The sequence below is a fragment of the Roseibium aquae genome (assembly GCF_008711285.1).
Classification (GTDB): Bacteria; Pseudomonadota; Alphaproteobacteria; order Rhizobiales; family Stappiaceae; genus Roseibium; species Roseibium aquae.
The window spans coordinates 129,174-156,012 of record NZ_VXDC01000011.1 but is presented as its reverse complement, the minus strand read 5'-3'; the positions used below and the strand labels follow the sequence as shown (position 1 = coordinate 156,012).

Sequence of the window (26,839 nt, the reverse complement as noted above, 5' to 3'; positions counted from 1 at the left end):
TCGACGTGAAAGAGGAGACGTTACCAGCCTGCAGCCCCGAGGATTATGCCGAACCCGATGCAGCAAAACTGAAGGTATTCAGATGATTACACAGTTACATCGGCATAATCCGGGCATCGGCATAATGAGCTTTATGCCGAAGTCGGCATAAGTCGCATACGGTCTGGGCACCGGGACTGTGCTACGAAGGACGCGCCCTTCCCTGTTTTCGCGTGCCCGGGCGGGTCGACTCGCTCCTCCATGGCTCCTGCCGGAAGCCGCATTCCAAGGCCCGCGACGGACTGGCAGCGGCCGATCGCTTTCTGCAGGAAGGCCTTCAATCGCGGCCAGCCGAGGGGCATCAAGCCCGCTGGCCCGAATTGCTCGTTATGAGCGGGGATCAGGTCTATGTCGACGATGTGGCAGGGCCGATGCTTCAGGCCGTCTCGGCCCTTGTCGAGCGGCTTGGATTGCACGATGAGGATCTGACGGGTCTTGAAAGCAATTTGCCGGCGTCGGGTTCGGCTTTGAGGGCGGCGGGAGACCATATCTATCACCGCGATGGCCTTCTGCCGCGGATCGACCAGAACGCGTCCGTATTCGATGTCCTGTTTGGCGGGACACGCAAACCGATCTTCACCTCGGCGCATGCGCGCAATCATCTGATCACCCTTGGCGAAATGCTCGCCATGTATTTGCTGGTATGGTCTCCCACGCCCTGGAGCCTCTTGCCGGATTTCACCGCGCCTTCCGGTCTGTCCGAGAAAGACGCGCAGATGTATGCCCGCGAGCAAACGGCGATGGCCGGGTTCAGGCAGGATCTTCCCGCCTGCCAGCGTGTTCTGGCCCATTTACCGACCGCCATGATCTTCGATGATCATGATGTCACCGACGACTGGAACCTTTCCCTCGCCTGGGAGCAGGCAGCCTACGGTCATCCGCTGTCCCGCCGGGTGATCGGCAACGCCCTCATCGCCTATGGCATCAATCAAGGATGGGGCAACAAGCCGGAGATTCTCTCGGACGCCGTCGGAAAACCGGTGCGGGACGCGCTCCGCGCGCCCGGGTCCAGGGAGCACGACCAGGCGATCGGGACATTTCTGGAATTTGAAGGGTGGGATTTTCAGTGGCCGACGGACCCGCCACTCATCGTCCTTGACACCCGCACCAGGCGCTGGCGGTCCGAGCGGAATTCCCATTATCCCTCCGGCCTGCTCGACTGGGAGGCCGCTACCGATTTGCAGGCGCATTTGCGCGGCAAGGACGCTGTTCTCCTCGTCTCGGCCGCCCCGATCTTCGGTGTCAAACTGATCGAAGCCGTCCAGAAATTCTTCACGCTGATCGGCAAACCCCTGATGGTTGACGCGGAATACTGGATGGCACATCCCGGAACGGCGGGCGCTATTCTCAACGTCTTCCGCCATCGCAACACGCCCCGGCACTTCGTGATCCTGTCCGGCGATGTCCACTACTCCTTTGTCTATGATGTCGAATTGCGCGGCCAGCGGCTGGACCGGCACGGCGCCCCTGATGCGGAACCGGAAATCTGGCAGATCTGCAGCAGCGGGATCAAGAACACCTGGCCCGAGAAGCTGATCGCCTATCTGGATCACGCCAACCGGTGGGCCTTCTCGCCGGGTTCGCCGCTGAATTGGCTGACCAAGCGCCGCGGCATGCGCGTGATCCCGCGAAAGCCCGTTGGCACCCCACACGGCCGGCGGATCCTGAACGCATCCGGGATCGGGCTGGTCGAACTGGAAAAGACCGGCGCGCCGAAAGCCATTTACCAGCTCACCGCCGACGGGCGGAAGGTGGCCTTCGTGCCGCGCGAGGCCGAAGCCCGGATGGATTAGGGGCCGGCCTCCTGAACGATCGATAAGTCAGGCGGGCCTTGGGGATTTCTCGGAGGGAGCCGGGTTGACAATCCGGTCCGTCAGGGCTGCCGACATCCAGATGCTGCTCAACGTGATCCACGCCGTGACAGCAAAGACGGACGCGCCCGTTACCCCCGCTCCGACAGCACATCCACCGGCCAGCATGCCGCCGAAGCCCATCAGGGTCGCTCCGCTCAGATACCGGGCCATCGATTTGCCGCCTTCAAAGCCCTGCAGAGCCAGTTGGCCTGTGAGCAAAGCGGCCAGAAAAGACCCCAAAAACACGCCGGGAACCAAACCGATATCAAAATCGAGACCATCGAGCGGCAGAAGCGCCAGCATCAGTGTGTCGGCGGACGGCCCCGTGAACGTCACACCTTCGACCTGAACCGGATTGAAGGACTGGCGGGCCATGGCTGAAGTGAACCACCAGGCCAGCGGTATTGCCAGCCCGGCGCCGATACCAGTGGCGAGGTGCCAGACAGAACTGCGGGCCCGATAGGCAAAAACACACCCCGCAATCAGCCACAAGAGACCGAAGGCGAGACCAAATCCATGGGTCAGGCCAAGATGGGCCATCACATCATTGCCGCCGATATCCGCCGTCGTCCAAAGCCCTGCAAGCCACTCGCGCACTGGCGTGAGAAGCCCCCGCAGACTGGCCTGAGCAACCACCGCGAAGACAAGGCCGGACAAAAGCGCCCTCAGATTCCCTGTCGCGGACAGAACAAGCAACCGGCTGGCGCAGCCTTTTGCCAGCACCATGCCGGTGCCGAACATCAGGCCGCCAATCAGCGCCCCGGACAGGCTCTGAGGAGAAGCAAGTTGCCTGGCCTCCATGGCCTGAACCTCGCCAAGGGCGATCAGCGCCTGTGTACCGATCAGGGCCGCGGAAAAAGCGAAAAGCCAGACCGGCAACCGATGCCCGGGCGCACCACGGAAAAACTCAAGTGTTGCCGCACGTAAACAGAAACTGCTTTGCTGCGCAAAGGCGCCGAACAGCACGCCAACGGTGACCCCTCCGGCAACCAGCAGAACGGGTTCGGAAAACCGGTCTAGAAAAAAGGTGAGATCCATCGTTCCTGCCCAGCCTCCGATATGACCTCCGTTTTAAATGAGGCCGCCATAGCCCAGCCTCATTGACCTTGCTCAAGGAAACATAGATAAATTCAAAAATTTGCATATGTGGGAGGCGAAAATGGGGAACACCAACCGGTTTCAACTGACACGGCGGCAAATGCTGGCCTCCGGTCTTGCCCTGGGCGCGAGCGCGGGGCTCGGATGGCCGGCTTCACCGGTCCGGGCCCAAGCAACATGGCAACTCGGACCTCATGAACTCACCGTTCTGTCCGACGGCAACCTGACCCTGCCGATGAGTTTCTTTCTGCCGGACCGGTCCGCGGAGGAAATCGAAAGCCTGTTCGCACCGCACGGCATGGCCCTGGATGCCTTGACGCCTGACTGCAACATCACCTTGTTGCGAAGCGGCGAGCGGCTGGTGCTTTTCGATGTGGGCGCGGGACCGAATTTCCAACCGACCGCCGGCGCGCTTCCCTCTGCTCTCGATGATCTGGGGATCGACCCTGCCGACATCACGGATGTTGTCCTCACCCATGCCCATCCCGATCATCTCTGGGGCATCCTGGACGACTTCGAGGACCCGCTTTACCCCGAAGCCCAAGTTTGGGTGCCGCAGGCGGAATGGGACTATTGGCGGGCGGACGACACATTGGACAAGACGCCGGAAGCCCGGAAAAGCTTCGTTGTCGGAGCCCAATCCCGTTTCGATGCGATCGAGGATCGGGTTTCGATGGTCACCCCTGGCCAGGAGGTCTTGCCCGGCATCGAAGCCCTGGACACATCCGGTCATACGCCCGGGCACATGTCCTACATGGTTCACGGCGGATCCGACAGCGTGCTGATCCTGGGCGACGCCATCACGAATGCGGTGGTTTCCTTCGAGCGGCCGGACTGGGCCTCAGGTTCGGATCAGGACCCGGAAAAAGGTATTGAAACGCGGACCCGCCTGCTTGATCGTCTGGCGGCCGACCAGTCGCTTGTCATCGGATTTCATTTGCCCGAACCCGGACGCGGCCGGGTTGAGAGGGCCGGTTCGGCCTATCGGTTCGCGGCGTCCTAGAGTAACCGCTTTGGCCCCGGCGGCATTGCTGCCGGGGCTTATTCAGCGGGCGATCGATTGGAAGCGCCGCCGATCCCCCTGAACACGGCCCAAATCGAGCCTTCGATCAGCCAGGCCAGACCGATCCGCGCGCCGAGCATCATCGACAGGATGACAATGGGCGCGGACACGGCAAGGGTCGAGAACCCAGTTATGCCCTGCCCCACAGTGCAGCCCATGGCGAAAACACCGCCAATGCCCATCAAGGTGCCGCCAAAAATGTGCCGACCAAGTTCGCGGGCATCGTCGCAGGCTTCCCATCTGATATCCCGTTTCCAGACGGCCGCAATCACCGCCCCGACGAATGTGCCGAAAATCAGTCCGACACCGTAATCGGGCCAGATGCCCGTGTAGGTGATGAGCTGGAGAATCGTGTCGCCGACCGGCACCACAAACGACCCAGCCTCAATCTGAACCGGATCGAGGGAGGTTCTGGCCACCATGGTCGTCGCCCACCAGCCAAACGTGATGACCGCCCCAATCGCCACCGCGGACACGATCTTCGAACCTCGTCTGCGATAGTCCGCAGACCGGAAAATCCAGATCAGGCCGGCGGCGGCGACCAGAACCGCCAAGACGCCGTCCAGAGAGACGCCTGCGGCAACGGAAACCAACGCCCCCATGGACTGGCTTCCGGCGGCATCGAAAGAAATCGCCATCTCGTCGACCAGCGGGATGCGCACCAACCCGACGACCCCCCGCTGTGTCGCCAGGGCCGCAAGCCCGATCACCGTCAAAACAACCAAGGCCCGCAGACTTCCACCACCGAAGCGCAGCACGGCGCCGAACCCGCAGGTTCCCACAAGCGCCATGCCCAGGCCGAACATCAAACCGCCGAGAATGGCCCCGGTCCAGGGAAACTCCGGGGACAGGTAAAACGACTGGCCGGTGTCCGCGAGGCCGAGAAGCACCAGCGTCTGTGTTCCGATCAAGGCGCAAACCGCCGCCAGGCCCCACGTCCGCAATCCGCTGCTGTCCCCGCCATACCAATGGCGTTCGAGTGCCGACAACGTGCAGAAATGGCTCGCCCGGCCAACAAATCCGAGAACGCACCCAGCCAGAACGCCAAGGACTGGCAACAACAGCGGGGAATCGGGTCCAAACATGGCGCTTTCACGCCCATGAGCGGACGTCCTCTCGCGTTTCCTCTAGTCGCTCTCAGGCGAATTCGGAAAACGGTAACAGAGGGAAACAGACACGGCAAACAAAGCCGATGCTGCATTGCCGCAAGGAACAGGGCTCATAAGCGTTACCGGTCTGCCGCCCGGACGTCCTTGCAGAACAATTCGTAAAGAGTTGCGATGATCGAGCTGACCTGGTCATCGACAAGCGAGTAGTAGATCATCCGCCCGTCACGCCGCGCGCGCACCAACCCTTCCAGCCGGAGGCGGGCCAGTTGCTGGGACACGGCGGCCTGCGGCATCGTCAAGGTTTCTTCCAGTTCGGAGACCGATTTCTCGCCCTCAGACAAAAGACACAAGATGACAAGCCGCACCTCATGCGACAGCGCCTTCAGAAGATCGCTCGCCTTCCTGGCCTGATCCATGAGCTGGTCAAGGTTCTGAGGATCCATATCCTTTGTGAAGACCGGCAAGTTCATCCGACGGTTAGTCTTTCATATGGCGGTTGTGGGAAAGCGTGCGCTCCTAATGCCTGAGGCAGTGGGCCGGCTCAAGTGGTTTAGTTGATTTCTTCCGGCAGCTTTTCAAGCATCCCGGCGAAAAGCGGCCAGAAAAAGTGTTCGCCGGGATACCCCCTCAAACGGTCGATTTCGACTCCATTGCGGACCAGAATGAAGGTCGGTGTCAAACGTTCTTTTCGCACTGCAACCAGATCGTCTGGCCAGGCGTGGGTTATATCCACTTTTCGCAAAGGTGCCCGCTTGCCTTCCGGGGTGTTGGCATAGGCCACGCCAACCTCCGCGTCCCATCGCTCGCACCACACGCATCCGGGCTGGACGAGCATGACCAGTTCTGCGGCCAGAGCCGAGCCACTGACCCAGACCGCGACCATCAACGCCGAGAAGAGACTTAAAATCCGCATATTTGGACATCCGCAATTTCTTTGATTGCAACATATAGCAATTTTTGAATATTTTAAACCAGCCGCAATCGAGTTTCTTTGGGAGAACCTTCATGCTCGATGTTTCCCTCGGCGCGGCTTTTCTCGCCGGGCTGTTGTCTTTCGTGTCCCCCTGCGTTTTGCCGATCGTTCCGCCCTACTTGTGCTATCTGGCCGGGGTCAGCGTCGATGAACTGAAGGGTGACGCGGCCACCGCAGCGACCGGGCGGCGGGTGGTTCTGGCCGCCATTGCCTTCGTGCTCGGTTTCACCGCAGTTTTTGTGGCCCTCGGCGCGACCGCAAGCGTCATCGGCCAGACGATCACCCAGTATTACGATATCCTGTCCTATGTCGCTGGCACGATCATCATCATCATGGGCCTCCATTTCCTGGGCGTGTTCCGGATCAGCCTCCTGTTCCGGGAGGCCCGGTTTCATGTCGCCAGCAAGCCGGCCGGCCTGGCTGGCGCTTTCATCATGGGTCTAGCCTTTGCCTTCGGCTGGACGCCCTGTGTCGGACCGGTCCTTGCCGCCATTCTGTTCGTGGCGGGATCCTCAGATACCATCTGGACCGGAGCCGGCCTTCTTGCGGTTTACGCCCTTGGTATTGGGTTGCCGTTCATTCTGGCCGCGGCATTCGCCAGCCGGTTTCTGGATTGGGCAAGCCGCTTTCGCAAACACATGGGAACGGTTGAGAAGGTCATGGGTGGCTTTCTCGTCCTGACCGGGGTCCTATTCATCACCGGTCAGATGTCGGCCATCGCGTTCTGGCTTCTGGAGACCTTTCCGGTCTTCACGCAAATCGGCTGACACAAACAAGGGAGGAGATTGAAATGAGGTCCATCACGAAACGGCTCGCGGGCGCGGCGCTGCTGTGCGCACTCCCATTGGCCGCCGCCAACGCGGCAACGATCGGCGACGACGGACTGCATAAGCAGCCCTGGTTCACCATCACATTCAAGGATATGGCCGAAGACATCCAGACGGCTGCCGGAGAGGGAAAACGCCTGGCCATCGTGTTTGAGCAGCGCGGCTGCATTTACTGCGCCCAAATGCACGAGAAAGTTTTGTCGGACCCGGAAGTCGCGGACTACATCAAGGCCAATTTCATGGTCGTCCAATACAACATGTTCGGCGACGAGGAGGTGATCGATCTGGATGGCTCCGAATTGACCGAAAAGTCGGCAGCCCGCAAATGGGGCTATGTCTTTACCCCGACGATCGTCTTCCTGCCGGAGGATGTGGCCGACGGCCAAAGCCTTCCCCAAGCGGCGGTGGCCACGATGCCGGGCGCCTTCGGCAAGTGGACATTCCTCAACATGTTCCGCTGGGTGAAGGAAAAGGGGTACGAAAGCGATGAGCACTTTCAAAAGTACCATGCCCGCATCATCAACGAGTTGCGCGATCAGGGACGATTAGACGCGGAGTAGATGTGATCACACCCGGTCCGCGAAATAAGGGAAAAGACTTATCGACTACACATGCAAAAAATCATATGTTTTAATATGAGAGGAGCGCCGGATCTCGTCAGAGGCCGGTGGAGAAACGGATAAACCGTTTCCATTTGGAGGAGGAACGCCAGACCGATGACCAAGGGCTTTGTCATTTCGATGGCCATTGCTTCCGCAGCATTGGCCGGATCCGCGGTCGCGGAAACGATCGCCCCGGACGCGGTGGAAATCGTGGACATGGAAGTCGCCGCGTCTTTGACCGGGCAGCCAGGAGATCCGATTGCCGGTCGCAAAACATTTGCCGACCGGGGAAAAGGCAACTGCCTTGCTTGCCATTTGAATGAAGACCTGAAGGAGCAGCTCTTTCATGGCGAGGTGGGTCCGCCAGTCGACGGGGCGGCCGATCGCTGGACCGCAAGTCAATTGCGGGCAATCGTCGTCAACAGCAAGGACGTGTTCGGCGGGCAAACCATCATGCCGGGCTTCTACACCTTGAATGTCGGCATCAATGTCGCCGAAGAGTATCAAGGCAAGACGATCCTGACCGCCCAAGAGGTGGAAGACGTCGTCGCCTATCTGATGACCCTTTCCCAGTAACGCTGAAACCACCCGAGGAGAACGGGATGACCTTCACACGACGCCAAGCACTGGGCCTGACCGCAGGTGCAGCCGCTTTCATGGTCCTAGGCCCGAAGATGACCTACGCGGCTACCGAACAGACCGACGCCGCCATCAAGGCGTTTACCGGCGGGGCGGAACCCGCCAAGGGCAAAATCTCGCTCGATACGCCGGAAATCGCCGAGAACGGAAACACCGTTCCGGTGGGTGTTTATGTCGAGAGCCCCATGACGGCCGACAACTATGTGGAATCCGTCGTCATTCTGGCGGACGGAAATCCAAATCCGGCCGTCGCCACCTTTCATTTCACGGCCATGAGCGGCGTGGCGGAAGCCAAGACGCGGATCCGCCTGGCAAAGACGCAAAACGTCATCGCGGTCGCCAAGATGAGCGACGGATCGACTTTCATTGACACCAAAGAAGTCAAGGTCACCATCGGCGGCTGCGGCGGCTAAGCGGTTCGACCGGACGAAAGGAAACGCATCATGGCAACTCCAAAACCCCGCGTTAAGGTTCCCAAGACGGCTTCCCAGGGTGAAGTCATCACGATCAAGACGCTGATCAGCCATCCAATGGAATCGGGCCAGCGAAAGGACAAGGACGGGAATGCCATCCCGCGCCAGATCATCAATAAGTTCACCTGCGAGTTCAACGGTCAGGTGGTGTTTTCCTGCGACATGGACCCGGCGGTTTCCGCCAATCCGTACATGGAATTCACCGCCAAGATCAACGAGCCGGGCACGTTCAAATTCACCTGGGTCGATGACGATGGCAGCGTCTTTGAGACGGAAAACAAGATCGTGATCGAATAACAGCGAGCGCGGACACAACGATCCGCGCCTTCACGTCAAATCGGGAGGAGACGATTTGGACACGAAACGAATGGCCATCTGTGCCATCTCAGGTTTTCTATCGCTCGCGCTGGGGGGCACGGTCATGGCCGGGGGACCGGCGGACGACAAGCTGGTCATCGATGGCGAGATTGAAATCATCACGCGCACGGCTGCCCCGGACGGGCACCCTCTGGGGGAATTGATTTCCGGCTGGCACTATCGCACCGAGGAAACCCGGGCGCTGGAAGCGGACAGTTTTCAGAACCCCGGCATGCTCTATGTCGAACGCGGCGCGGAAATCTGGAACACGGTCGAAGGGGATGCCGGGAAGTCCTGCGCCTCCTGTCACGAGGATGCGTCCGAGACCATGAAAGGAGTCGGCGCTTCCTATCCCAAATGGAACGAGGCGGCCGGAAAGCCTTTCAACATCGAGCTTCAGATCAATGAATGCCGCGAGGCGAACATGGGCGCCAAGCCCTATAAATTCGACGCCGCCGACCAGAAGGCGTTGACCACCTACATCAAGCATCAGTCGCTTGGCATGCCAGTCGGCATCGACCTGTCAACGGGCGCGATGCAGGAGTGGTGGGACAAGGGCAAGGAGGTCTACTACACCCGGACCGGCCAGTTGAACCTTGCCTGCGCAACCTGCCACGAAGGCTATAATGGCATGTTCATCCGGGCGGATCACCTCAGCCAGGGCAATGTAAACGGATTTCCCACCTACCGCTTGAAGCAGGCCGACATGGTGTCTCTGCACAACCGGTTCCGCGGCTGTATCCGTGACACGCGGGCCGAGTTTCCACCGGCTTTTTCGGACAGCCTTATGGCACTGGAAGTCTATGTGACCTGGCGGAGTTCCGGCCTGTCGGTCGAGACCCCGGCGGTCCGGCAGTGAGATCTGCCGAACGGTGCCGGGCGGCGCCCACCGGTGTGGCGGTCCACCGCCGCCCCGCTTAACCCAGACGGCGTGAGCAGCGCCGCTTCGAGAAGAAATTCGCCGGTTTCGCCGAAGTCCCGCGCACGAGGCTCTCGTACGCCAACGGGGATGCTGTGTCTGATCACACACCCGGGACCGGCCCGACCGATGCGTTGGAGGCGGGAATGTTTTCAAGACGGGAATTTCTGATGGCCGCAACGGCCACCAGCGCCCTGCTCGGGTCCGGAATGGCCGGAAACTGGTCACGGCTGATGGCCCAGCAGGCGCTTTCCGAGGACAGCCTGTTGTCGATGGCGCCGGTCGGCAATGTGACCCTCATCCACGTCACGGATATTCATGCCCAGTTGAAGCCGATCTATTTCCGCGAGCCGTCAATCAATCTCGGGATCGGCGAGGTCGAAGGCAAGCCGCCCCATGTCACCGGGGCGGACTTTCTCAAACTCTACAAGATCGAGCCGGGCTCGCCCGATGCCTACGCGCTGACCTCGGAAGACTTTGTCTCACTGGCAAAGACCTACGGAAAGATGGGCGGCATGGACAGGGTCGCCACCGTGATCAAGCGCATCCGGGACGAGCGCGGACGGGAGAACACCCTTCTTCTGGATGGCGGCGACACCTGGCAAGGCAGTTACACGGCGCAGCAAACACAAGGGCAGGACATGGTCACGATCATGAACGCCCTCGAACCGGACGCCATGACCGGACACTGGGAATTCACCTATGGAACCGACCGGGTTCAGGAGATCATTGACACCCTGCCTTTCGCCTTCCTCGGTTCAAACATTTACGACGCGGAATGGGACGAACCGGCGTTCGAACCCTGGAAGATGTTCGAGCGCGGCGGATCCAAGATCGCCGTGATCGGACAGGCCTTTCCCTACACCCCGATCGCCAATCCCCGCTGGATGATACCGGGCTGGTCGTTCGGCATTCGCGAGGACGATATTGCGGGCCACGTCGAAGACGCGCGGGCGGAAGGCGCGCACGTTGTGGTTCTCCTCTCCCACAACGGCTTCGACGTGGACCGCAAGCTCGCGTCCCGCGTGGATGGCATCGACGTGATCCTTACCGGCCACACACATGATGCGTTGCCCGAACCCGTGATCGTGAACAACACCCTGGTGATCGCCTCCGGTTCGAACGGCAAATTCGTGTCGCGCGTCGACCTCGACGTGAAGGATGGCAAGGTTGCCGGATACGGCTACCGGCTGATACCGATTTTCTCGGATGTCATCACGCCCGATGCGGACATGGCGATGTTGATCGAAGACGTCCGGCGTCCCTACGCCGAAGAACTGGCCCGCAAGATCGGAACCACCGACAGCCTTTTGTACCGGCGCGGAAATTTCAACGGCACATTCGACGACCTGATCTGCCAGGCGCTTTTGCAAGAGCGCGACGCGCAGATCGCCCTGTCGCCAGGATTCCGTTGGGGGACCAGCCTGTTGCCGGGCCAGGACATCACCATTGAAGATCTGCACAATGCCTGCGCCATGACCTACCCGGCTGCCTACCGGTCGACCATGACCGGCCAGATGCTCAAGGACATTCTCGAGGATGTTGGCGACAACCTGTTCAACAAGGATCCCTACTACCAGCAGGGAGGGGACATGGTGCGGGTCGGCGGCATGGGCTACACCATTGACCCAAATAAAGAAATTGGGGATCGCATCTCCAATATGACCCTGTTGTCGACGGGCCAGGCCATCGAACCGTCAGCCGAATACACGGTGGCCGGCTGGGCATCGGTGAACGAGGGCACTGAAGGCCCGCCGATATGGGACGTTGTCGAAAACCACCTTTCCAAGAATCCGATCGTCAAGTTGCCAGACAATCAGTCCGTCAAGCTTGCCGGTTGAAGCCGTGACCGAAGATGAAACCTGAGGACAAGATCATGACCGAAACCAAGGGTTCGGGATCGACCAATCTCTCCCGCCGCTCCCTGCTGAAGGCCGGGCTCGCCGGCAGTGGCGCCGCATTGGCAACCGGCGCGCTTCCCGCGGCGGCCCGCGCAGAAGGCGATCCCCTGATTACCGAAATACAGGACTGGAACCGCTATCTGGGCGAAGGTGTGCAGGCACGCCCTTATGGCACGCCTTCCCAATTTGAATCCCATGTGGTCCGGCGCGATGTCGAATGGCTCACCGCCTCCACGGAAAGCTCGGTGAACTTCACGCCGCTGCACGAGCTCGACGGGATCATCACTCCGAACGGCCTTTGTTTCGAACGCCATCATGGCGGAATCGCGGAGATCAATCCTGCCGACCACCGGCTGATGATCAACGGGCTTGTCGACCGGCAGATGGTTTTCACGATGGAAGACCTGATGCGCTTTCCACGGGAAAACCGGGTCTACTTCCTCGAATGCGCGGCCAACTCGGGCATGGAGTGGCGCGGCGCGCAGCTTAATGGCTGCCAGTACACGCATGGCATGATCCACTGCGTGGTCTATACCGGCGTGCCGCTCAAGCTGATCCTCGAGGAAGCCGGGCTGAAAACGAACGCCAAATGGCTGATGCCCGAAGGGGCCGACGCGTCGGCCATGACCCGCTCGGTACCCATGGAAAAAGCCCTCGATGACTGCCTCGTGGCCTTCAAGATGAACGGGGAAGCCTTGCGTCCGGAACAGGGATACCCTCTCCGGCTGGTGGTGCCGGGCTGGGAAGGCAACATGTGGGTCAAATGGTTGCGCCGCATCGAGGTGGGGGACGAGCCTTGGCACCATCGGGAGGAAACTTCCAAGTACACCGATCTTCTGGAGACCGGCAAGGCGCGCCGTTTCACGTGGGTAATGGATCCGAAATCGGTGATTACCTCGCCCAGTCCGCAAGCGCCCGTGCGGCACGGAAAAGGCCCGATGGTGATTTCCGGTGTGGCCTGGTCCGGCAACGGACGCATCACCCGCGTGGATGTCTCGATCGATGGCGGCCGAAACTGGCAAACCGCACGCATCGACGGGCCGAGCCTGCCAAAGGCGATGCACCGTTTCTATCTCGACATCGACTGGGACGGCTCCGATCTCCTGCTGCAATCGCGCGCGATGGACGAGAACGGATACTTCCAACCGACCAAGAACGAGTTGCGGGCTGCCCGCGGCGAGAACTCCATCTATCACAACAACAGCATCCAGACCTGGTATGTGCAGGCGGACGGGACGGTCGAAAATGTCGAAGTTGGTTAAATCCATTCTCATCAGCTCGGCCCTGCTGAGCGGAGCCGGGTTTGGCGCCACACTGGTGTCGGCCGATGACAGTGGCAAATTCGGCCTTGGCCGCGAGGCGACGCCGGCGGAAGTCGCGGCTTGGGACATCGATATCCGGCCCGACGGGCAGGGTCTGCCGGTCGGGTCCGGCAATGTCCTGGACGGCGAAGAGCTCTACACCAACGCCTGCGCCGTTTGCCACGGGGATTTCGGTGAAGGGGTGGGCCGGTGGCCGGTTCTTGCCGGCGGTCACGACACGCTGACCCATGAGCGGCCGGAAAAGACAATCGGCTCATACTGGCCGTATCTGTCGACCGTTTATGACTACGTCCGCCGCGCGATGCCCTATGGCGATGCGCGGTCTTTGTCCGATGACGATGTGTATGCGATCACGGCCTATTTGCTGTATCTAAACGATATCGTTCTGGACGAAGATTTCGTGCTGTCAAATGAGAATTTCCTTGAGATTCGACTTCCCAACGAACGGAATTTCACTCCGGATGACCGGGATCAGGAACCGTTTTACGCCGCGAAAACAGAGCCATGCATGACCGACTGCAAAGACGGTCCGGTTCAAATCACGATGCGCGCGCGTATTCTTGATGTCACACCCGGCACTGTTGACGATGACGCGGCCGCTGGGGTCGGCGGTGTCGATTGATCCCGGCTGGTGCAGGGAAAGTGTGTTTCAGATGGGCGCTTGCGAAAACCGGGCGCCCATCGGTTGAGGAGGCAACCTTTGAGGACCGCATATGTTGAGGAGCATGCCTGCCCCGTCTTTGGCGGGTAAGCCGGTCAATTCGAGCATTTTCACGCTTCAAACCTGGGCGCACCGGCTGTCAGCCGCAGGCCGGAGATTGTTGTTTGGCGCCGCACTTATGGCTTCGGGCCAAATCCATGCCACAGAGCCGGGAGACCCAGCCAAGGGCGAGGACCTTTATCGCGCCTGCAAGAGCTGTCACCAGATCGGCGACAACGCAAGAAACGGCGTCGGACCGCATCTGGACGGCCTGTTCGGGCGTCAGGCCGGCAGTCTTGAGGAGTTCCGTTATTCCGGTGCCATGCAACAAAAAGGGCAGGATGGTCTGGTTTGGAACGAATTCACCATCGATGCCTATCTCGAAAAACCGAACGCCTACATACCGGGAACCCGCATGTCCTACCGCGGCATGCGTGACCCGCAGGATCGCCTGCACGTCATTGCCTATCTGAAAGCTCTTTCGGCGGCCCCGCCAGCCGCTGACGCGGCGGCGAACACCGACATCGGAGCGGAAATAGGCGCCGCGGCAATGCAACTTGAGGGCGATGTCGAATATGGTGAGTATCTCTCCACCGAATGTGTAACATGCCATCAAATGTCGGGCCGCGCCGACGGCATTCCCTCTATTGTCGGCTGGCCGAACAACGCCTTTATTCGAGCCCTGTTCGAATACAAGACAAACGTCAGAAGCCATCAGGTCATGCAAAACATGACCGTCAATCTCGGAAACGAGGAGATCGCGGCGCTAGCGGCCTATTTCGCCACGCTTGAACCGCAATAGGCCCCGCGAGCATCGGGGCGCAAATTGGGAGGAGACCAAATGCCAAACCTAACACGCCGGAGTTTCGGCCTTCTGGCGGGAGCCAGCGCCGCGTCGCTGGCCATGCCTCACTACGCCCGCGCCCAGGGCAAACCGCGGGCCGTTGTGATTGGCGGCGGGTCTGGGGGCGGCACAGCGGCCCGTTACTTGGCCAAAGATGCCGGCGAAGATCTCGATGTCACTTTGATCGAAGCCAACGCGCGATACACGACCTGCTATTTCTCCAATCTCTATCTGGGCGGGTTCCGGGATTTCGAGTCCATCAATCACGGGTATGAACGTCTGGCGTCCAACTATGGCATCACTGTCGTCAACGCCTTCGCGGATATGATCGACCGCGAAGCCCAGGAAGTCGTTCTTGCTGACGGCTCGCGCGTTCCCTACGACAGGCTGGTGGTCGCACCCGGTATCGACATCATTTACGACAGCGTGCCCGGCTATTCCGAGGAAGCGGCGCAAATCATGCCTCATTCCTGGAAGGCGGGACCGCAGACCCAGATATTGAAGTCGAAACTGGATGCCATTGAAGACGGGCAGCAGATCGTCATGGTGGCGCCGCCGAACCCCTACCGGTGCCCACCAGGGCCGTACGAACGCGTGTCGATGTTCGCGCATGTCCTGAAAAATAAAGGATACACGAACAGCAAGATCATCGTGCTCGACCCGAAGCCAAGCTTCTCCAAACAGGCCCTCTTTCAGGAAGGCTGGGAAAAGCACTATCCCGGGATGATTGAATGGTACGGCCCGGATGTGCATGGCGGGATTGTGAGTGTCGACCCGGCCACTGGCGCGGTTGAGACCGACCTCGATACATTTACCGGCAGTCTTGTGAATGTCATTCCGGCCCAGAAGGCGGGCATGATCGCCACCAAGGCCGGACTTTCCAACGACAGTGGCTTCTGTCCGATCGATCCCTATTCGATGCGCTCCAAGATGGATGACAAGATCTTTGTGATCGGCGATGCGTGTATTGCAGGTGACATGCCGAAATCCGGCTTTTCCGCCAACAGCCAGGCGAAAGTCGCCGCCATGGCCATTCGGGGAGACCTTCTGGATGCGCGTGTGTTCCCGGCAAAATACTCAAATACCTGCTGGAGCCTGATCGACACGAACGATGGGGTGAAAGTCGGCGCTCAGTACGCGCCAACGGACGAAAAGATCGCGTCCACTTCAAGCTTTGTCAGTCAGACGGGCGAGGATGCCGCCTTGCGCCAGGCCACCTACGAGGAGTCCATTGGCTGGTACAACGGCATAACCGCCGACATCTTCGGCTCGTAACCCGAAGGAAGGCCTGGTGGACCGGACACCATCAGGCCTTCGTTCCATGCCGCTGGCGGCCGGTTGCTCCGCAAGCCTTGTTCGACCGGCCGACGGGAATGCGATGGCCGGTCATGTCTGGTGGACATATGTTCCAGGGGCCGCAAGGGGGCCGGCCGGATCCAGGACCGGCGGGTCGAATGGCAATGCGGGAACCTGCCCGCTGCTTTTGGTTTCAAGCCAGGTTTTCCACGCCGGCCACCACGATCCCTGACGGGCTGCCTGCTGCGCGAGCCAAACGTCAGGACCGTTGTAAAACGCACCAGCGGGACGATGGGAAATCCTGAAATATCGCCCCGTCCCGCTCGGAGGATTGACGATCCCGGTGTTGTGGCCGCCGCTGGTCAGGACGAAGGTCAGATCGCAGTCTGTAAACAGCTGGGTCTTGTAGACCGACCGCCACGGCGCAATATGGTCGGCCTCCGTTGCGATCACGAACATCGGGGCGGAAATATCCTTCAGCGCAATCACACGGTTGGCGACCGCAAAGCGCCCAGCGGAAAGCCGGTTTTCAAGAAAAAGGCCGCGCAGGTACTCCGAATGCATCCGTGCGGGCATTCGCGTGGTGTCCGCCACCCACACGCCGAGATCGGTCGGCTCGTCCGGCTCCCCGAGAAAGTAGCGCCGGACTGACCGGGAATAGATCAGGTCGCCCGCCCGGATGCTGGAAAAAGCCCGCGCCATTTGCGGTTTGTCCAGGCATCCCTGATCCCACATCATGTCTTCCAGGAGCGTCACCTGGCTTTCGTCGAGGAAGAGCAGCAATTCGCCGGCGTCGGCAAAATCAACCTGGGCCGCGATCAGCGTGATCGAGGCCAGCCGGTCGTCACGCTCCCGCGCCATTGTCGCGGCGGAGATCGCCAGGATCGTGCCGCCAAGGCAATAGCCAACCGTATGGATCTTCCGCTCCGGAATCATGCCGTTGATCTGGTTGATTGCGGTCATGACGCCAAGCTCGCGGTAATCCTCAAGCGACAGATCGGCCTGTTCGGGCTGTGGGTTGCACCAGGAGATCATGAACACAGTGAACCCTTGGTCCACCAAGTACTTGACGAGAGAATTGTCGGGTGACAGATCGAGAACGTAGTACTTCATGATCCATGCGGGCACGAACAGCACGGGTTCCGCCTGAACCGTCCCGGTTGCGGGCGCATATCGGATGAGCTCGAACAGTTCGTTGCGGAACACGATGTGACCGCTCGTGCAGGCCAGATCCTCTCCGATCCGGTAACCTTCCGGCGGTGCGTCATGGGTCTGGGCGACAGCCTTCCAGTAATCGTGGACAAAATGCTGTGCGCCTGTCACCAGGTTGGCCCCGCCACTTTGGACCGTCGCGTGGATGATCTCCGGATTGAGCCAAGGAAAATTCGACGGAGACATGAAATCGAGGGCTTGCCTGGCCATGAACCGGGTCTGGTCCGCAGCGCGCGGCGACAAGCCTCGAGTCCGTTCGGTCGCGAACTCCCAAAAATCCTGCCAGGCGAAAAAGCCCTGCTTCAGAAAGCTGTAAGGCGGCATTTGCCAGCCGGCGTCGTCGAAACGGTGGTCATAGCGTTGCGCCTCGAAGGGCGGTTCCGGATCCTGGCTCGTGTCGGCCGCGTAAGCGACCAGCTTTGCCAGGTTGGATTGCGCGTGTTCCCAAAGCCCCAGTTGCCGTCCCGGCGACTGGCCCACATAGGAAAACCAATCGGCCCAAGCCTGCATCGGAGCGTGCGGGGAGACGCCCGCCGACAATCTGGCGATTACCGCGCGTGCACCGCGGTCAAGCGAGTGGTGCGCCTTGTCAGAAACGGTGGTGGTCGGAACACGCTTTTCCATGCCATTCTCCCGATCGCGGATCTCCGGTTGCAGCGCCTTTAAAGCACGCCGTGACGGACTTTCCCTTGATCGCCATCATGCCACCCAAATCGCTTGGATAACGCAGCCCGCTCTTCTTTGAGGAAGGAAGGGCAAGTCTGTTGTAAAAGTATCTGTCTACTTAACCTTCTTTCCATGCTATTTTTAGGAAGGAGGAACACGCTATGGGTCAATCATCTACGGCTAAGAGGACGGGGTCCCGTGATGCGGCCAGCGCCTCACGCACCAGATCAGGATGGAACAAGGCGTCATAGACCTGATCGACCGAGAACACCTCAAGCCCGCGGACGAGATTTATGTGTTTGGCCCAGCCCACTGAAGCGTTGAAGAACCCCTCGGACGTCATCACAATCCAAGAACCGTCCGTAAACGATACAAACTGCGCGAGCTCGCGACCGCTATCAAACTCCCACAGGCGGGTGGTGTCATCCCAAGACCCCTTTTCACCCTGCAACGGCCATCGGGGCTGTCCGCAGACTGCTTTGAACTGGTCTGGCACCACCGCAAGAAGAACAGTGGATGATAGCCAGCTTCTATCCAAAATGCGGGATATGTGTCAGCAGGAAGATCAGTCCGCCCAGGATCGCACCCAGGAGGGCGCCGTTGATGCGGATGAATTGCAGGTCGCGGCCGAATTCGGTTTCGAACTTGTCGACCAATTCGGCGCTGTCCCATCCCGAGATCACTTCAGTCACATAGCCGGCAATGGCCGGGCGTGCGGAGACAACCGTATCGGCCGCAGCATCAGCGATGACCAGATCCATCTCGGCGCAAGCGGCATGGTCTTTGGCAAGGCGCCGCGCCGCATCCTCTAGGCCCGTCGCAATCATTTGGGCGACACCATCTGGTTCTGTCGCAAGACGCTGTCCAAATTCCTGGAACGCTTCGTCTTCCAACCGGTCCAGGAGCGTTTCGATCAGGCCCCGGTCAAATGCATGGTCACGTGCCTGGTTGATCAGGCGTTCCATGGTGCCGTCCAGGTGAAGCCGGTTGAACAGGCCCGCGATTGCCTGATCGAACTCGGTCCGAAGGGGTGTGTTCTCGGCTGTGAGTTCGTCGATGACCGAGAGAACGCCCTTGACCAGCAGGCCCGCTATTTCTTCATCGACCCGGCTGGCGATCCACCATCGGCTGCGGTCACGGACAACGGCCACCACCTTCTGCCGGTTCTGCTCGATGGCGTCGCGAACTACCAGAAGAAGGCTGTCGGTCACTGCGCCGGTCATCGCCTCGCCCGCAAGCCCGGCAATGCCGCCTGCCAGTTTTTCACCGGACATGGCACGGCGCAGGGTCGCCTGGATGCCATTGCGCAGATCTTCACTCAGGCGCAGCCCGGCGACGTTGCGCAGGGCCAGTCCAAGGGCGCGGACCAGAAGGTCTGCGACTTTCTTGCTGTTGTCCTTGCGGCTGAGCCAGATTGCGGCCCGCCGTGTCGGGTGCTGGTCTAAAATACGGGTCCGGATCAGTGTTCTGTTCAGAAAGTAACGTTGAATGAACTCGGCCACGCCGCGCGCGGCCCGTTTCTGGTTCGATGGCAAAAGGGCCGTGTGCGGGATCGGCAGGCCCAAGGGCCGGCGAAACAGCGCCTCGACCGCAAACCAGTCGGCCAATGCGCCGATCAATCCGGCCTCGGCCATGGCGCGGACCAGAAGGAGCCCGAAACCAGGTTCGTCCACGGCGAAGGTTGCCGCAAACACCACCACCAGGCACACCGACAGGCCGGTCGCGACCCGGCGTATGTGCCGTATGGCCCTCCGTTTTTCGATGTCTGTTTTCGCTGTGGCGTCAGCTAGGCGCATTTCGCGGCTTCGGGCGCGAAAATGAAATCCTCGATCAAAGCGGCTGTCTCGGCCGGACTGGTCAGAATGAAGAGATGGCCGCAGGGCATGGTCACCAGCTTGGCGTCCGGCAGGCGTGCCGCCAGGATCCGGCCATTGACAACCGGGACAATCGGATCGTCGTCCCCCATGACAATCATGGCCGGCATCTTGAGCTGAGGCAGCCAGACCCAACTGGTCCAGCCAACGCCGGCCAGAAGTTGATACAGGTACCCGCGGTTGTTCCCCGGTTTAAGCGCCGAGGCGTGCTCACGCAATACGGCATCTGAAAACCGCAGCTGGCCGCCATAAATGTCGGGCCCGACCTCGACCATATAGTCGGGATTGAGATAGCGCTTGGGCGTGGCCATCTTCGACAGAACTTTGAGGTTGCCCGGAACCATGACAAAGCCGGCCGAGGTTGCCGCGAGGATAAGGGATTGCGTCCGCTCGGGATGGTCATGCGCGAATTGCTGCGCCGCCGCACCGCCCCAGGACACGCCGAAGACATCGACCTTGCCGAAGCCGAGTTTGTCCAGCGCCCGCACGATCATCCGCGAGAGACCGGTGAATCTGTAGGGGAGCACGGGCGTGGGCGATCCGCCCACACCCGGCACGTCAAAGGTAACGATCCGCGTGCGGGCGAAATGTCTTGCCAGAGGGAACACACTGTCCAGACTGGCCCCGATGCCGTTAAAGACGAGCAAGCTCCGCTCGGCATCGTCCGGCCCCAGGATCGCATAACGAAGATCCTGTCCGCCAATCGTCACAGTATTGACTATCTCTTTCATGTCATCTTTTCCCGGGGCCCTACTGCACATATAAACCGGGCGCCTCGACGAGCGGCGGATACTTGGCAGAGCCAAGTTCCTGCTTCGCGTTAACCTGTCTGCCGCCCCGCGCAATCAGCCAGTGGTTCCAGTGTGGCCACCAGCTGCCGGAATGGGTCGCGGCGGTTTGTGCAAACTCTTCGGGCGTCCCATGATCTGCCTGATTGGTCTTGAAGCGTGCGCGCGGATTGCCCGGAGGATTGATCAGCGACTGGATGTGCCCAGCTTGGCTGAGCACGAACTCGGACTTGCCGCCGAAGGCATGAACCGACGCATAGCAACCGTCCCAGGGCGTGATGTGGTCGGTTTCACCGCCGACAACAAACGCATCGCATGTGATGTTCTTCAGCGAGATCCTGTGGCCATCCATGGTCCAGCCATCACCGCCATCGAGCCCGCCCTGGTTGAGCAGTTGCAGCATGTCGTTGTGCAAGCCGGCGGGAAGGTTGGTCGTGTCAGCGTTCCAGTAGAGAATGTCATAGGCCGGTGGCTCGTTTCCGAGGAGATAATTGTTCACCCAATAGGCCCAGATCAGATCGTTCGGGCGCAACCACGCGAAGGCGCGCTCGAGGTCCTTGCCTGCAAGCACGCCTTTTGACCGCGAGAACAGGCGCGCCAGCTCGAGCGTCTCGAAATTGGCGAACAGTCCCATCGTTGTGTTCTTGGCACCGTCGACCTCCAGTATCGCGACAAAGAGCGAAAAGCTGGCGGCACGCTTGATCTTTTTGGCACCCCAGAGCGACAGAAGCATGGCTGCGGTGATGCCGCCGGAACAGGCGCCGACAACCTGAAGAGATTGGGAGCCGGACACTTCGCATGCCACTTCACATGCCCGGTCAAGTGCTCCTACATAACTGTTGAAATCCCAACCGGATTGCGCCGGATCGGGATTGCGCCAAACGACGACAAAGACCTGATGGCCCTGGTTGACAAGGTATTCAACGATCGACCGGCCCGGTGCGAGGTCCCAGACATAGTACTTGTTGATCTGGGGCGGCACGATGAAGACGGGCTTCGAATACACTTTCTCCGTCTGCGGCGTGTATTGGATGAGTTCGAGATGATCTTCACGGTAGACGACCTGGCCCAGGCTCAGGGCGAGGTTCTTGCCGACCGTGAATTTCGACTTGTCGACCATCGCAGGCAGGCCGCCATTTCCGGTCATGTCACCGATGAAATTCTTCAGACCGGCAACAAGGTTCTTGCCGCCGTTATCGAAGGTGGTCTTGACGGCGGTCGGATTGCCCAAAACGGTGTTCGTCGGCGAGATCGTATCGGCGACGACACTGGTCAAAAGCTTGGCCCGAAGCTTGTTGCGATCGTCGAGCTCAAGGGAATCGACCCATTTATCGATCCCTTGCGTTAAGGCCAGATAACTGCTCGCCATGGCCCGGTACGCCGGGTTCGTGGTCCAGACCGGATCATTGAATCGCTTGTCGCCCTTGGGAATGGTCAACTCGGCCTGGCCCAGAGCGCCCTTGATCGTTGCCGACCAGATGTCCTGCGAATGCTTAAGGAAGCTCTTGGGATCGCGCAGCGCAGCGGTGTAGAATCGTGTGGCCGCCCGGGCGAGCTCGGTCGCGGATCCAAGACGTTTATCAGTCATGATCGCATCCTCCTAGCCAATGACCATGGCGAGCAACTCGCCAACAAGTGCCGGTTTGTCACTGCCATCGATCGCGACCGACGCTTCGACCCGCAGAAGCTGGCGGTCATCGCCCTTGGTTTCCACATCGGCGAGCTTGAAATGCGCACGAACAGTTGCGCCCGCAGGCACGGGGGCGAGAAAGCGCACTTTCTCGAGCCCGTAATTCAGGACGCCCCTGGCGTCCGGCGGCACCACTCCGGCCGACGCAACCGCGGCGGCCATGAGTGAGAGGGTCAGAAAGCCATGTGCGACCGGCCCGCCAAAAGGGCTGTGCTTTCGGGCCTTGGCTACGTCGACATGGATCCATTGGTGATCACCGGTCACATCGGCAAAGGTGTTGATGCGGATCTGATCGACAATGATCGGATCGGACGCGCCGAAGTCATGGCCGACGAAATCCTTCAGTGTGCCGACGGAATACCCCTGGGGAGCAGTCATCTTGCCGGTCCCCTTCAAAACTGGTCGCGCAATTCGCGGCGCAGGATCTTGCCGACATTCGACTTTGGCAATTCCGAAACCAACCGGATGTGACGCGGCATTTTATAGGCGGCAAGCTTGTCGCGGCAAAACGCCACCACAGTGTCCGCGGTGATCTCAACACCCGGTATCGCCACGACGAAGAGGGCGACAGCCTCGCCGGTTTTCTCATCGGGCACGCCAAAGCAGGCGCATTCCGCGACACCGTCCATTGAAGCGGCAACAGCCTCGATTTCGTTTGGATAGACGTTGAAACCGGACACGATGATCATGTCTTTCTTGCGGTCGACAATGCGCAGAAAACCGCTTTCATCGAAAACGCCAATGTCGCCCGTTCGGAAGAACCCGTCATCGGTAAAGGCGTCGGCGTTGGCATCCGCGCGGTTCCAGTAGCCGCGCATCACTTGCGGACCGCGGGCGCAGATTTCACCGGCTTCTCCAGGTTCGGCCTCTGTATCGTCTGCCTTCAGCAACTTTATTTCTGTCGAGGGCACCGGAAGCCCGCAGGACCCGGTAAACGCCGTCACCGACATCGGATTGATGCACAGGACCGGCGACGTTTCCGACAGGCCATAGCCTTCTTTGATATGATGTCCGGTCAGTGATTTCCATTTTTCCGATGTGGCCGGCAGCACCGCCGCGCCACCGCCGATGGCGACCTTATAGCCGGACAGGTCGATCTCCTTGAAGGCGGGATGCATCATCATCCCGGAAAAAAGCGTGTTGACCCCAGCCATGATCGAGAACTTCGCGTCCTTGATCGCGTTGATGAACGCATCCATGTCACGCGGATTCGGGATCAGGATGTTGCGACCGCCTACCGAGATGTAGGACAGGGTCAGCATCAGCCCGAAAATGTGATAGAGCGGCAAGGCTCCGATCACGACTTCCTTACCCGGTTCAAGGGCTTCAGGCATGAACGCCTTGTACTGCTCGATATTGGCCAATAGGTTGCGGTGGCTGAGTGCCGCGCCTTTGCTGAGGCCGGTCGTGCCGCCCGTATACTGCAGGAACGCAAGATCATTGCCGGTCAATTCGACCGGATTGAACTGGATCCCGGCGCCTTCGGCCAAAGCATCGGCAAAGCGGAGGACGCCATTCAGGCGCGTATCCGCCTGCGGTGAGGGGATGGGCAGGCCCGATCCATCGCCGAGATCTGCGACAATGATGTTTCGAATTGGCGTTTCGGCCGCAATCTCGGCCAGAACCGGTGTGGAGCCGCCAAAGATAATCATTGTTTCCGCTTCGGCGTCGATCAGCTGATGCGCCAGTTCGCGCGGCGTATAGAGCGGGTTGACGTTGACCTGAACCGCACCGGCTCTCAAAATGCCCAGCATTGCGATCAGAAATGCAGGAACATTGGGCATCATCAGCGCCACGCGGTCACCGTGACTGACACCGAGTTTGTTTTGCAAATAGGCCGCAATATTGCGCGACATACTGTCAATTTCGGAATAGCTTAGCGTTTTTCCGAAACAGGTGAAGGCTGGATGGTCGCCGTAGGTTGCGACCGAATGTTCAAAAAGGCCGGGGATGGATGCGTAGACGTCAGGATTGATTTCCTGCGGGACGTCAGCTCCATAAGATTTGGTCCAATGCTTCATGTTTCTCCTCCCAAAGAAATTGTAAATCCGGCGCGCCCGAAGCTGTTTTGTGCTTCGGGCGCTGTTGTTTCAGGCTACTTTCCTATGCCTGACGAGGTCGACGATCGGCTCGATCGCTTCTTCGCTCTTGGCGCGGGCGAGCTCGACGACTTCCTGCGCATGGGCTGCGCTTGTTTCGATACGGTTCTGCGCGTAGCTCACCTGAAGTTCGGCCATCTCGCGCATCGATTTGGCATTCAGGCTCGCCTTGCCGTGCTGCATAGCCTCATCAAGCGCTTCTTTGCCGAAGCGAAAAACTGTACGGCCGATCTCGCTGACCCCTGCCACATAGGCTTTGCCACCTGCTGACACGGCAGAGGCAACGTCCTTCGCGGCCTTGCGCAGCTCAACACCGCTGGTTGCGGCGGCTTCGGTGTTTTCGACGATTGCTTTTGTGGTCTTATCACTTGCGCTGGTCATGTTTGTCTCCATAAGCGGGCCAAAAATGGCCGGGTTTGGCTGGCCTGAACTGCCACACAGTTCAGAAACAACAACATCATCGGTGCCGAGCGGGCAGAATTCTTGTGATGACGTGACAGAGATTTGAGTTCAGATGACGAAGCGCGGTCTTTTATCCTCCCGTGGGACCGCGTTTATTTTGGGTCGGCTAATAAAATATTGACCGGTTCGCGCTCGAAAAGGTTTGCCCAGACCGGGAAAAAGGTGATCTGAGGCCAAGTTCTTACTTGCCTGGATTGGCAAATCGGGGCCTAGCACTTCGGTTTGCCACGGCCGCCCGGGGTGGCGGGCTTCCCATGACGATTGCTTCTGGCGGTCAGTTGCGTCGGGAGTTTAGTCCGTCAAAGCCGCAGCTGCGTGCCAAGCGCGGGATCATGTCCTTCCATCACCCCTTTGCCGGTCGCGGCCCACCTTGTCGTCCGCACGTCCTTCGATGGATTGTTTCATATTGCTGGCACGCACGACACATAACCGGCGGCCGGACGGGAGGAAGTGGATGAGGGTCCAAAAAGGCATCAGCTGCCTTGGGCGAAACGCGCGCGGCACATTCGGGAGCGCCGAACGCCGGGCGGCAGGAGACCGGCCGGTAAAAGCGGGCGAAGGCCTTTTCCTTCAGAGGATGACCCGCCGCGATGCAAGTCTCAGGCGGCGTTGCCGGTTTGTGTACCGTGCCCGTTTAAGGCCATTCCGGCCGGAATGGCCGGGAGAACGTGGTGGCCGGCACAAAGCGCCGGGAGGCAAGAACGCCGAAGCCCGGCACACATATGCAATGAGATTGGAAAACGCACCGAACAGGCCCGCGCAATGATCATGGGAGGAACCATATGACGGACCGGCTTACATCAGAACTCGCCCGCGACATCGGCAAAGCGCGCGGAACCGACTATTTCCTGATGAAGGATCAGCTCACGGAAGACGAGCAAAACCTGCTTTATACCGTTCGGGCATTCGGCGAGGCAGAGATCCAGCCGGTGATCAACGAGTATTGGGAGAAAGGCACATTTCCGTTCGAGCTGGTGCCAAAACTCGCCAACCTCAACATCATTGGCGACTGGAACATGCAGGATTACGGCTGCCGCCCGATGAGCGCCGTCGGGTCCGGGCTGGTCGTGGCCGAACTTGCGCGCAATGACACCAGCATCCAGACCTTTATTGGCGTGCATATGGGGCTGGCGATGCAATCGATCAACATGCTGGGTTCGGAAGAGCAGAAGGCCTATTACTTGCCGCAGATGGCCCGCCTTGACAAGATCGGCGCCTTTGCTCTGACGGAACCTGATCACGGGTCGGATTCGGTATCGCTCGAAACCACTGCCGAGCGCCAGGGCAATGACTGGATCCTGAACGGCCTGAAACGCTGGCCGGGCAATGCCGTATGGTGCGATTACATCATCGTCTTCGCCCGTGACGTGGCCGACAAGCAGGTCAAGGCGTTCGTGGTCGAAAAAGACAATCCGGGCTACAGCGCCACCAAGATCGAACGGAAGCTGTCCCTGCGGTGCGTGCAGAACGCTGATATCGTGCTTGACAACTGCCGTGTGTCCGAGGATGCGCGGCTACAAAAATGCCGCTCCTTCATGGACGTTGCAAAAGTGCTCGCGGGGACACGCAACGGTGTCGCCTGGGCGGCGGTCGGCAATGCCACGGCAGCTTATGACATCGCATTGACCTATTCCGAACGGCGGGTCCAGTTTGGCAAACCCATCGCCAGCAACCAGATGATCCAGCGCATCCTTGTGGAGATGCTTGGCGATCTGACGTCGATGCAGCTTTACGTCCTCCGGCTGGGCCGGCTGATCGATGAGGGCAAGATGACCGACACGATGGCTGCCCTGGCCAAGTATTATTGTACGGTGAAGGCTCGCGACGTGTGCCGCAAGGCCCGCGATGTGCTTGGCGGCAACGGCATTACGCTCGACTTCCACATCATGCGCCATCTGTGCGACATGGAATCGCTGGTCACCTACGAAGGCACGGCGGAGATCCAAAGCCTGATCGTCGGCCGGCATGTGTCGGGGCACAGTGCCTTTGTCTGACACAGCATCGACCGGAGCCAGGAGCGGACGGAGTGGGGG

Annotated in this window: 26 protein-coding genes; 14 read left to right on the top strand and 12 right to left on the bottom strand. The window is 59.9% G+C overall.

Annotated features, from left to right (window positions below):
- Positions 1–368 precede the first annotated feature (368 nt).
- Positions 369–1,832: a metallophosphoesterase family protein gene (locus tag F0184_RS17170; RefSeq protein ID WP_208998535.1), complete on the top strand. Its 1,464-nt coding sequence runs from the start codon at positions 369–371 to the stop codon at positions 1,830–1,832.
- Positions 1,833–1,859: 27 nt separating this feature from the next.
- Here F0184_RS17170 and F0184_RS17165 read toward each other — a convergent pair whose 3' ends face one another.
- On the bottom strand, positions 1,860–2,930 hold the full coding sequence (locus F0184_RS17165) for a YeeE/YedE family protein (protein WP_150497427.1): 1,071 nt from the start codon (positions 2,928–2,930) through the stop codon (positions 1,860–1,862).
- Positions 2,931–3,051: 121 nt separating this feature from the next.
- Here F0184_RS17165 and F0184_RS17160 point away from each other — a divergent pair, with 121 nt between their 5' ends.
- Positions 3,052–3,993, top strand: a complete 942-nt coding sequence (locus F0184_RS17160) for an MBL fold metallo-hydrolase (RefSeq protein WP_150497426.1) — start codon at positions 3,052–3,054, stop codon at positions 3,991–3,993.
- A gap of 38 nt (positions 3,994–4,031) precedes the next feature.
- Here F0184_RS17160 and F0184_RS17155 read toward each other — a convergent pair whose 3' ends face one another.
- The 3 genes from F0184_RS17155 to F0184_RS17145 form a co-directional block, all read right to left on the bottom strand.
- Positions 4,032–5,138 carry a YeeE/YedE family protein gene (locus F0184_RS17155; protein WP_150497425.1) on the bottom strand — a complete coding sequence of 369 codons (1,107 nt, stop codon included), beginning with the start codon at positions 5,136–5,138 and terminating at the stop codon, positions 4,032–4,034.
- Between the two features lie 143 nt (positions 5,139–5,281).
- Positions 5,282–5,632: an ArsR/SmtB family transcription factor gene (locus F0184_RS17150; RefSeq protein WP_150497424.1), complete on the bottom strand. Its 351-nt coding sequence runs from the start codon at positions 5,630–5,632 to the stop codon at positions 5,282–5,284.
- 80 nt (positions 5,633–5,712) lie between these two features.
- Complete coding sequence (locus F0184_RS17145; RefSeq protein WP_172972152.1) at positions 5,713–6,075, bottom strand: thioredoxin domain-containing protein; 363 nt, start codon at positions 6,073–6,075, stop codon at positions 5,713–5,715.
- A 92-nt stretch (positions 6,076–6,167) separates the two neighbouring features.
- On the opposite strand from F0184_RS17145, the gene F0184_RS17140 reads away from it, so the two are divergent.
- The 11 genes from F0184_RS17140 to F0184_RS17090 all read left to right on the top strand — a co-directional run bounded on the left by F0184_RS17140 (position 6,168) and on the right by F0184_RS17090 (position 15,994).
- Positions 6,168–6,902, top strand: coding sequence for a cytochrome c biogenesis CcdA family protein (locus F0184_RS17140; RefSeq protein ID WP_150497423.1), 735 nt, complete (start codon positions 6,168–6,170; stop codon positions 6,900–6,902).
- Positions 6,903–6,925: 23 nt separating this feature from the next.
- Positions 6,926–7,522 carry a thioredoxin family protein gene (locus F0184_RS17135; RefSeq protein WP_150497422.1) on the top strand — a complete coding sequence of 199 codons (597 nt, stop codon included), beginning with the start codon at positions 6,926–6,928 and terminating at the stop codon, positions 7,520–7,522.
- Between the two features lie 156 nt (positions 7,523–7,678).
- Positions 7,679–8,140, top strand: a complete 462-nt coding sequence (soxX, locus tag F0184_RS17130) for a sulfur oxidation c-type cytochrome SoxX (RefSeq protein ID WP_150497421.1) — start codon at positions 7,679–7,681, stop codon at positions 8,138–8,140.
- Positions 8,141–8,166: 26 nt separating this feature from the next.
- Positions 8,167–8,616, top strand: a complete 450-nt coding sequence (soxY, locus tag F0184_RS17125) for a thiosulfate oxidation carrier protein SoxY (RefSeq protein WP_150497420.1) — start codon at positions 8,167–8,169, stop codon at positions 8,614–8,616.
- Between the two features lie 30 nt (positions 8,617–8,646).
- Complete coding sequence (soxZ, locus tag F0184_RS17120) at positions 8,647–8,973, top strand: thiosulfate oxidation carrier complex protein SoxZ (RefSeq protein ID WP_150497419.1); 327 nt, start codon at positions 8,647–8,649, stop codon at positions 8,971–8,973.
- A 70-nt stretch (positions 8,974–9,043) separates the two neighbouring features.
- Positions 9,044–9,892 carry a sulfur oxidation c-type cytochrome SoxA gene (gene soxA, locus F0184_RS17115; protein ID WP_150497418.1) on the top strand — a complete coding sequence of 283 codons (849 nt, stop codon included), beginning with the start codon at positions 9,044–9,046 and terminating at the stop codon, positions 9,890–9,892.
- 206 nt (positions 9,893–10,098) lie between these two features.
- Positions 10,099–11,793, top strand: a complete 1,695-nt coding sequence (gene soxB, locus F0184_RS17110) for a thiosulfohydrolase SoxB (protein ID WP_150497417.1) — start codon at positions 10,099–10,101, stop codon at positions 11,791–11,793.
- A 35-nt stretch (positions 11,794–11,828) separates the two neighbouring features.
- Positions 11,829–13,115: a sulfite dehydrogenase gene (gene soxC, locus F0184_RS17105; protein ID WP_150497416.1), complete on the top strand. Its 1,287-nt coding sequence runs from the start codon at positions 11,829–11,831 to the stop codon at positions 13,113–13,115.
- A complete protein-coding gene (locus F0184_RS17100) occupies positions 13,099–13,797 on the top strand; it encodes a c-type cytochrome (RefSeq protein WP_150497415.1) in 699 nt (232 codons plus the stop codon). Before soxC ends, F0184_RS17100 begins: the two co-directional genes overlap by 17 nt.
- Positions 13,798–14,014: 217 nt before the next feature.
- Positions 14,015–14,677, top strand: coding sequence for a c-type cytochrome (locus F0184_RS17095; protein WP_150497414.1), 663 nt, complete (start codon positions 14,015–14,017; stop codon positions 14,675–14,677).
- A gap of 39 nt (positions 14,678–14,716) precedes the next feature.
- Positions 14,717–15,994 (top strand): NAD(P)/FAD-dependent oxidoreductase, encoded by a 1,278-nt coding sequence (locus F0184_RS17090; RefSeq protein WP_150497413.1) that lies wholly within the window; start codon positions 14,717–14,719, stop codon positions 15,992–15,994.
- 111 nt (positions 15,995–16,105) lie between these two features.
- Here F0184_RS17090 and F0184_RS17085 read toward each other — a convergent pair whose 3' ends face one another.
- The 8 genes from F0184_RS17085 to F0184_RS17050 all read right to left on the bottom strand — a co-directional run bounded on the left by F0184_RS17085 (position 16,106) and on the right by F0184_RS17050 (position 24,725).
- Positions 16,106–17,851 carry a PHA/PHB synthase family protein gene (locus F0184_RS17085; RefSeq protein WP_150497412.1) on the bottom strand — a complete coding sequence of 582 codons (1,746 nt, stop codon included), beginning with the start codon at positions 17,849–17,851 and terminating at the stop codon, positions 16,106–16,108.
- 208 nt (positions 17,852–18,059) lie between these two features.
- A complete protein-coding gene (locus F0184_RS17080) occupies positions 18,060–18,344 on the bottom strand; it encodes a hypothetical protein (protein WP_150497411.1) in 285 nt (94 codons plus the stop codon).
- 79 nt (positions 18,345–18,423) lie between these two features.
- Positions 18,424–19,689 carry a DUF445 domain-containing protein gene (locus tag F0184_RS17075; protein ID WP_150497410.1) on the bottom strand — a complete coding sequence of 422 codons (1,266 nt, stop codon included), beginning with the start codon at positions 19,687–19,689 and terminating at the stop codon, positions 18,424–18,426.
- Positions 19,680–20,498 (bottom strand): poly(3-hydroxyalkanoate) depolymerase, encoded by an 819-nt coding sequence (gene phaZ / locus F0184_RS17070; RefSeq protein WP_150497409.1) that lies wholly within the window; start codon positions 20,496–20,498, stop codon positions 19,680–19,682. The genes F0184_RS17075 and phaZ overlap by 10 nt, the downstream gene beginning before the upstream one ends.
- Positions 20,499–20,517: 19 nt before the next feature.
- Complete coding sequence (locus F0184_RS17065; protein ID WP_150497408.1) at positions 20,518–22,143, bottom strand: alpha/beta fold hydrolase; 1,626 nt, start codon at positions 22,141–22,143, stop codon at positions 20,518–20,520.
- A 12-nt stretch (positions 22,144–22,155) separates the two neighbouring features.
- On the bottom strand, positions 22,156–22,623 hold the full coding sequence (locus tag F0184_RS17060; RefSeq protein ID WP_150497407.1) for a MaoC family dehydratase: 468 nt from the start codon (positions 22,621–22,623) through the stop codon (positions 22,156–22,158).
- Between the two features lie 14 nt (positions 22,624–22,637).
- Positions 22,638–24,266, bottom strand: a complete 1,629-nt coding sequence (locus F0184_RS17055) for an AMP-binding protein (RefSeq protein ID WP_150497406.1) — start codon at positions 24,264–24,266, stop codon at positions 22,638–22,640.
- 69 nt (positions 24,267–24,335) lie between these two features.
- The gene (locus tag F0184_RS17050) at positions 24,336–24,725 is read right to left on the bottom strand and encodes a phasin family protein (RefSeq protein WP_172972151.1); all 390 of its coding nucleotides are present in this window, start codon (positions 24,723–24,725) and stop codon (positions 24,336–24,338) included.
- Positions 24,726–25,588: 863 nt separating this feature from the next.
- On the opposite strand from F0184_RS17050, the gene F0184_RS17045 reads away from it, so the two are divergent.
- Complete coding sequence (locus tag F0184_RS17045; protein WP_150497404.1) at positions 25,589–26,800, top strand: acyl-CoA dehydrogenase family protein; 1,212 nt, start codon at positions 25,589–25,591, stop codon at positions 26,798–26,800.
- The last annotated feature ends 39 nt before the right edge of the window (positions 26,801–26,839 follow it).

Excerpts from the sequence above, each read along its gene's own strand:
- F0184_RS17170 (WP_208998535.1), top strand. The coding sequence starts at position 369 with ATGAGCGGGGATCAGGTCTATGTCGACGATGTGGCAGGGCCGATGCTT.
- F0184_RS17165 (WP_150497427.1), bottom strand. The coding sequence starts at position 2,930 with ATGGATCTCACCTTTTTTCTAGACCGGTTTTCCGAACCCGTTCTGCTG.
- F0184_RS17160 (WP_150497426.1), top strand. The coding sequence starts at position 3,052 with ATGGGGAACACCAACCGGTTTCAACTGACACGGCGGCAAATGCTGGCC.
- F0184_RS17155 (WP_150497425.1), bottom strand. The coding sequence starts at position 5,138 with ATGTTTGGACCCGATTCCCCGCTGTTGTTGCCAGTCCTTGGCGTTCTG.
- F0184_RS17150 (WP_150497424.1), bottom strand. The coding sequence starts at position 5,632 with ATGAACTTGCCGGTCTTCACAAAGGATATGGATCCTCAGAACCTTGAC.
- F0184_RS17145 (WP_172972152.1), bottom strand. The coding sequence starts at position 6,075 with ATGCGGATTTTAAGTCTCTTCTCGGCGTTGATGGTCGCGGTCTGGGTC.
- F0184_RS17140 (WP_150497423.1), top strand. The coding sequence starts at position 6,168 with ATGCTCGATGTTTCCCTCGGCGCGGCTTTTCTCGCCGGGCTGTTGTCT.
- F0184_RS17135 (WP_150497422.1), top strand. The coding sequence starts at position 6,926 with ATGAGGTCCATCACGAAACGGCTCGCGGGCGCGGCGCTGCTGTGCGCA.
- soxX (WP_150497421.1), top strand. The coding sequence starts at position 7,679 with ATGACCAAGGGCTTTGTCATTTCGATGGCCATTGCTTCCGCAGCATTG.
- soxY (WP_150497420.1), top strand. The coding sequence starts at position 8,167 with ATGACCTTCACACGACGCCAAGCACTGGGCCTGACCGCAGGTGCAGCC.
- soxZ (WP_150497419.1), top strand. The coding sequence starts at position 8,647 with ATGGCAACTCCAAAACCCCGCGTTAAGGTTCCCAAGACGGCTTCCCAG.
- soxA (WP_150497418.1), top strand. The coding sequence starts at position 9,044 with ATGGCCATCTGTGCCATCTCAGGTTTTCTATCGCTCGCGCTGGGGGGC.
- soxB (WP_150497417.1), top strand. The coding sequence starts at position 10,099 with ATGTTTTCAAGACGGGAATTTCTGATGGCCGCAACGGCCACCAGCGCC.
- soxC (WP_150497416.1), top strand. The coding sequence starts at position 11,829 with ATGACCGAAACCAAGGGTTCGGGATCGACCAATCTCTCCCGCCGCTCC.
- F0184_RS17100 (WP_150497415.1), top strand. The coding sequence starts at position 13,099 with ATGTCGAAGTTGGTTAAATCCATTCTCATCAGCTCGGCCCTGCTGAGC.
- F0184_RS17095 (WP_150497414.1), top strand. The coding sequence starts at position 14,015 with ATGGCTTCGGGCCAAATCCATGCCACAGAGCCGGGAGACCCAGCCAAG.
- F0184_RS17090 (WP_150497413.1), top strand. The coding sequence starts at position 14,717 with ATGCCAAACCTAACACGCCGGAGTTTCGGCCTTCTGGCGGGAGCCAGC.
- F0184_RS17085 (WP_150497412.1), bottom strand. The coding sequence starts at position 17,851 with ATGGAAAAGCGTGTTCCGACCACCACCGTTTCTGACAAGGCGCACCAC.
- F0184_RS17075 (WP_150497410.1), bottom strand. The coding sequence starts at position 19,689 with ATGCGCCTAGCTGACGCCACAGCGAAAACAGACATCGAAAAACGGAGG.
- phaZ (WP_150497409.1), bottom strand. The coding sequence starts at position 20,498 with ATGAAAGAGATAGTCAATACTGTGACGATTGGCGGACAGGATCTTCGT.
- F0184_RS17065 (WP_150497408.1), bottom strand. The coding sequence starts at position 22,143 with ATGACTGATAAACGTCTTGGATCCGCGACCGAGCTCGCCCGGGCGGCC.
- F0184_RS17060 (WP_150497407.1), bottom strand. The coding sequence starts at position 22,623 with ATGACTGCTCCCCAGGGGTATTCCGTCGGCACACTGAAGGATTTCGTC.
- F0184_RS17055 (WP_150497406.1), bottom strand. The coding sequence starts at position 24,266 with ATGAAGCATTGGACCAAATCTTATGGAGCTGACGTCCCGCAGGAAATC.
- F0184_RS17050 (WP_172972151.1), bottom strand. The coding sequence starts at position 24,725 with ATGACCAGCGCAAGTGATAAGACCACAAAAGCAATCGTCGAAAACACC.
- F0184_RS17045 (WP_150497404.1), top strand. The coding sequence starts at position 25,589 with ATGACGGACCGGCTTACATCAGAACTCGCCCGCGACATCGGCAAAGCG.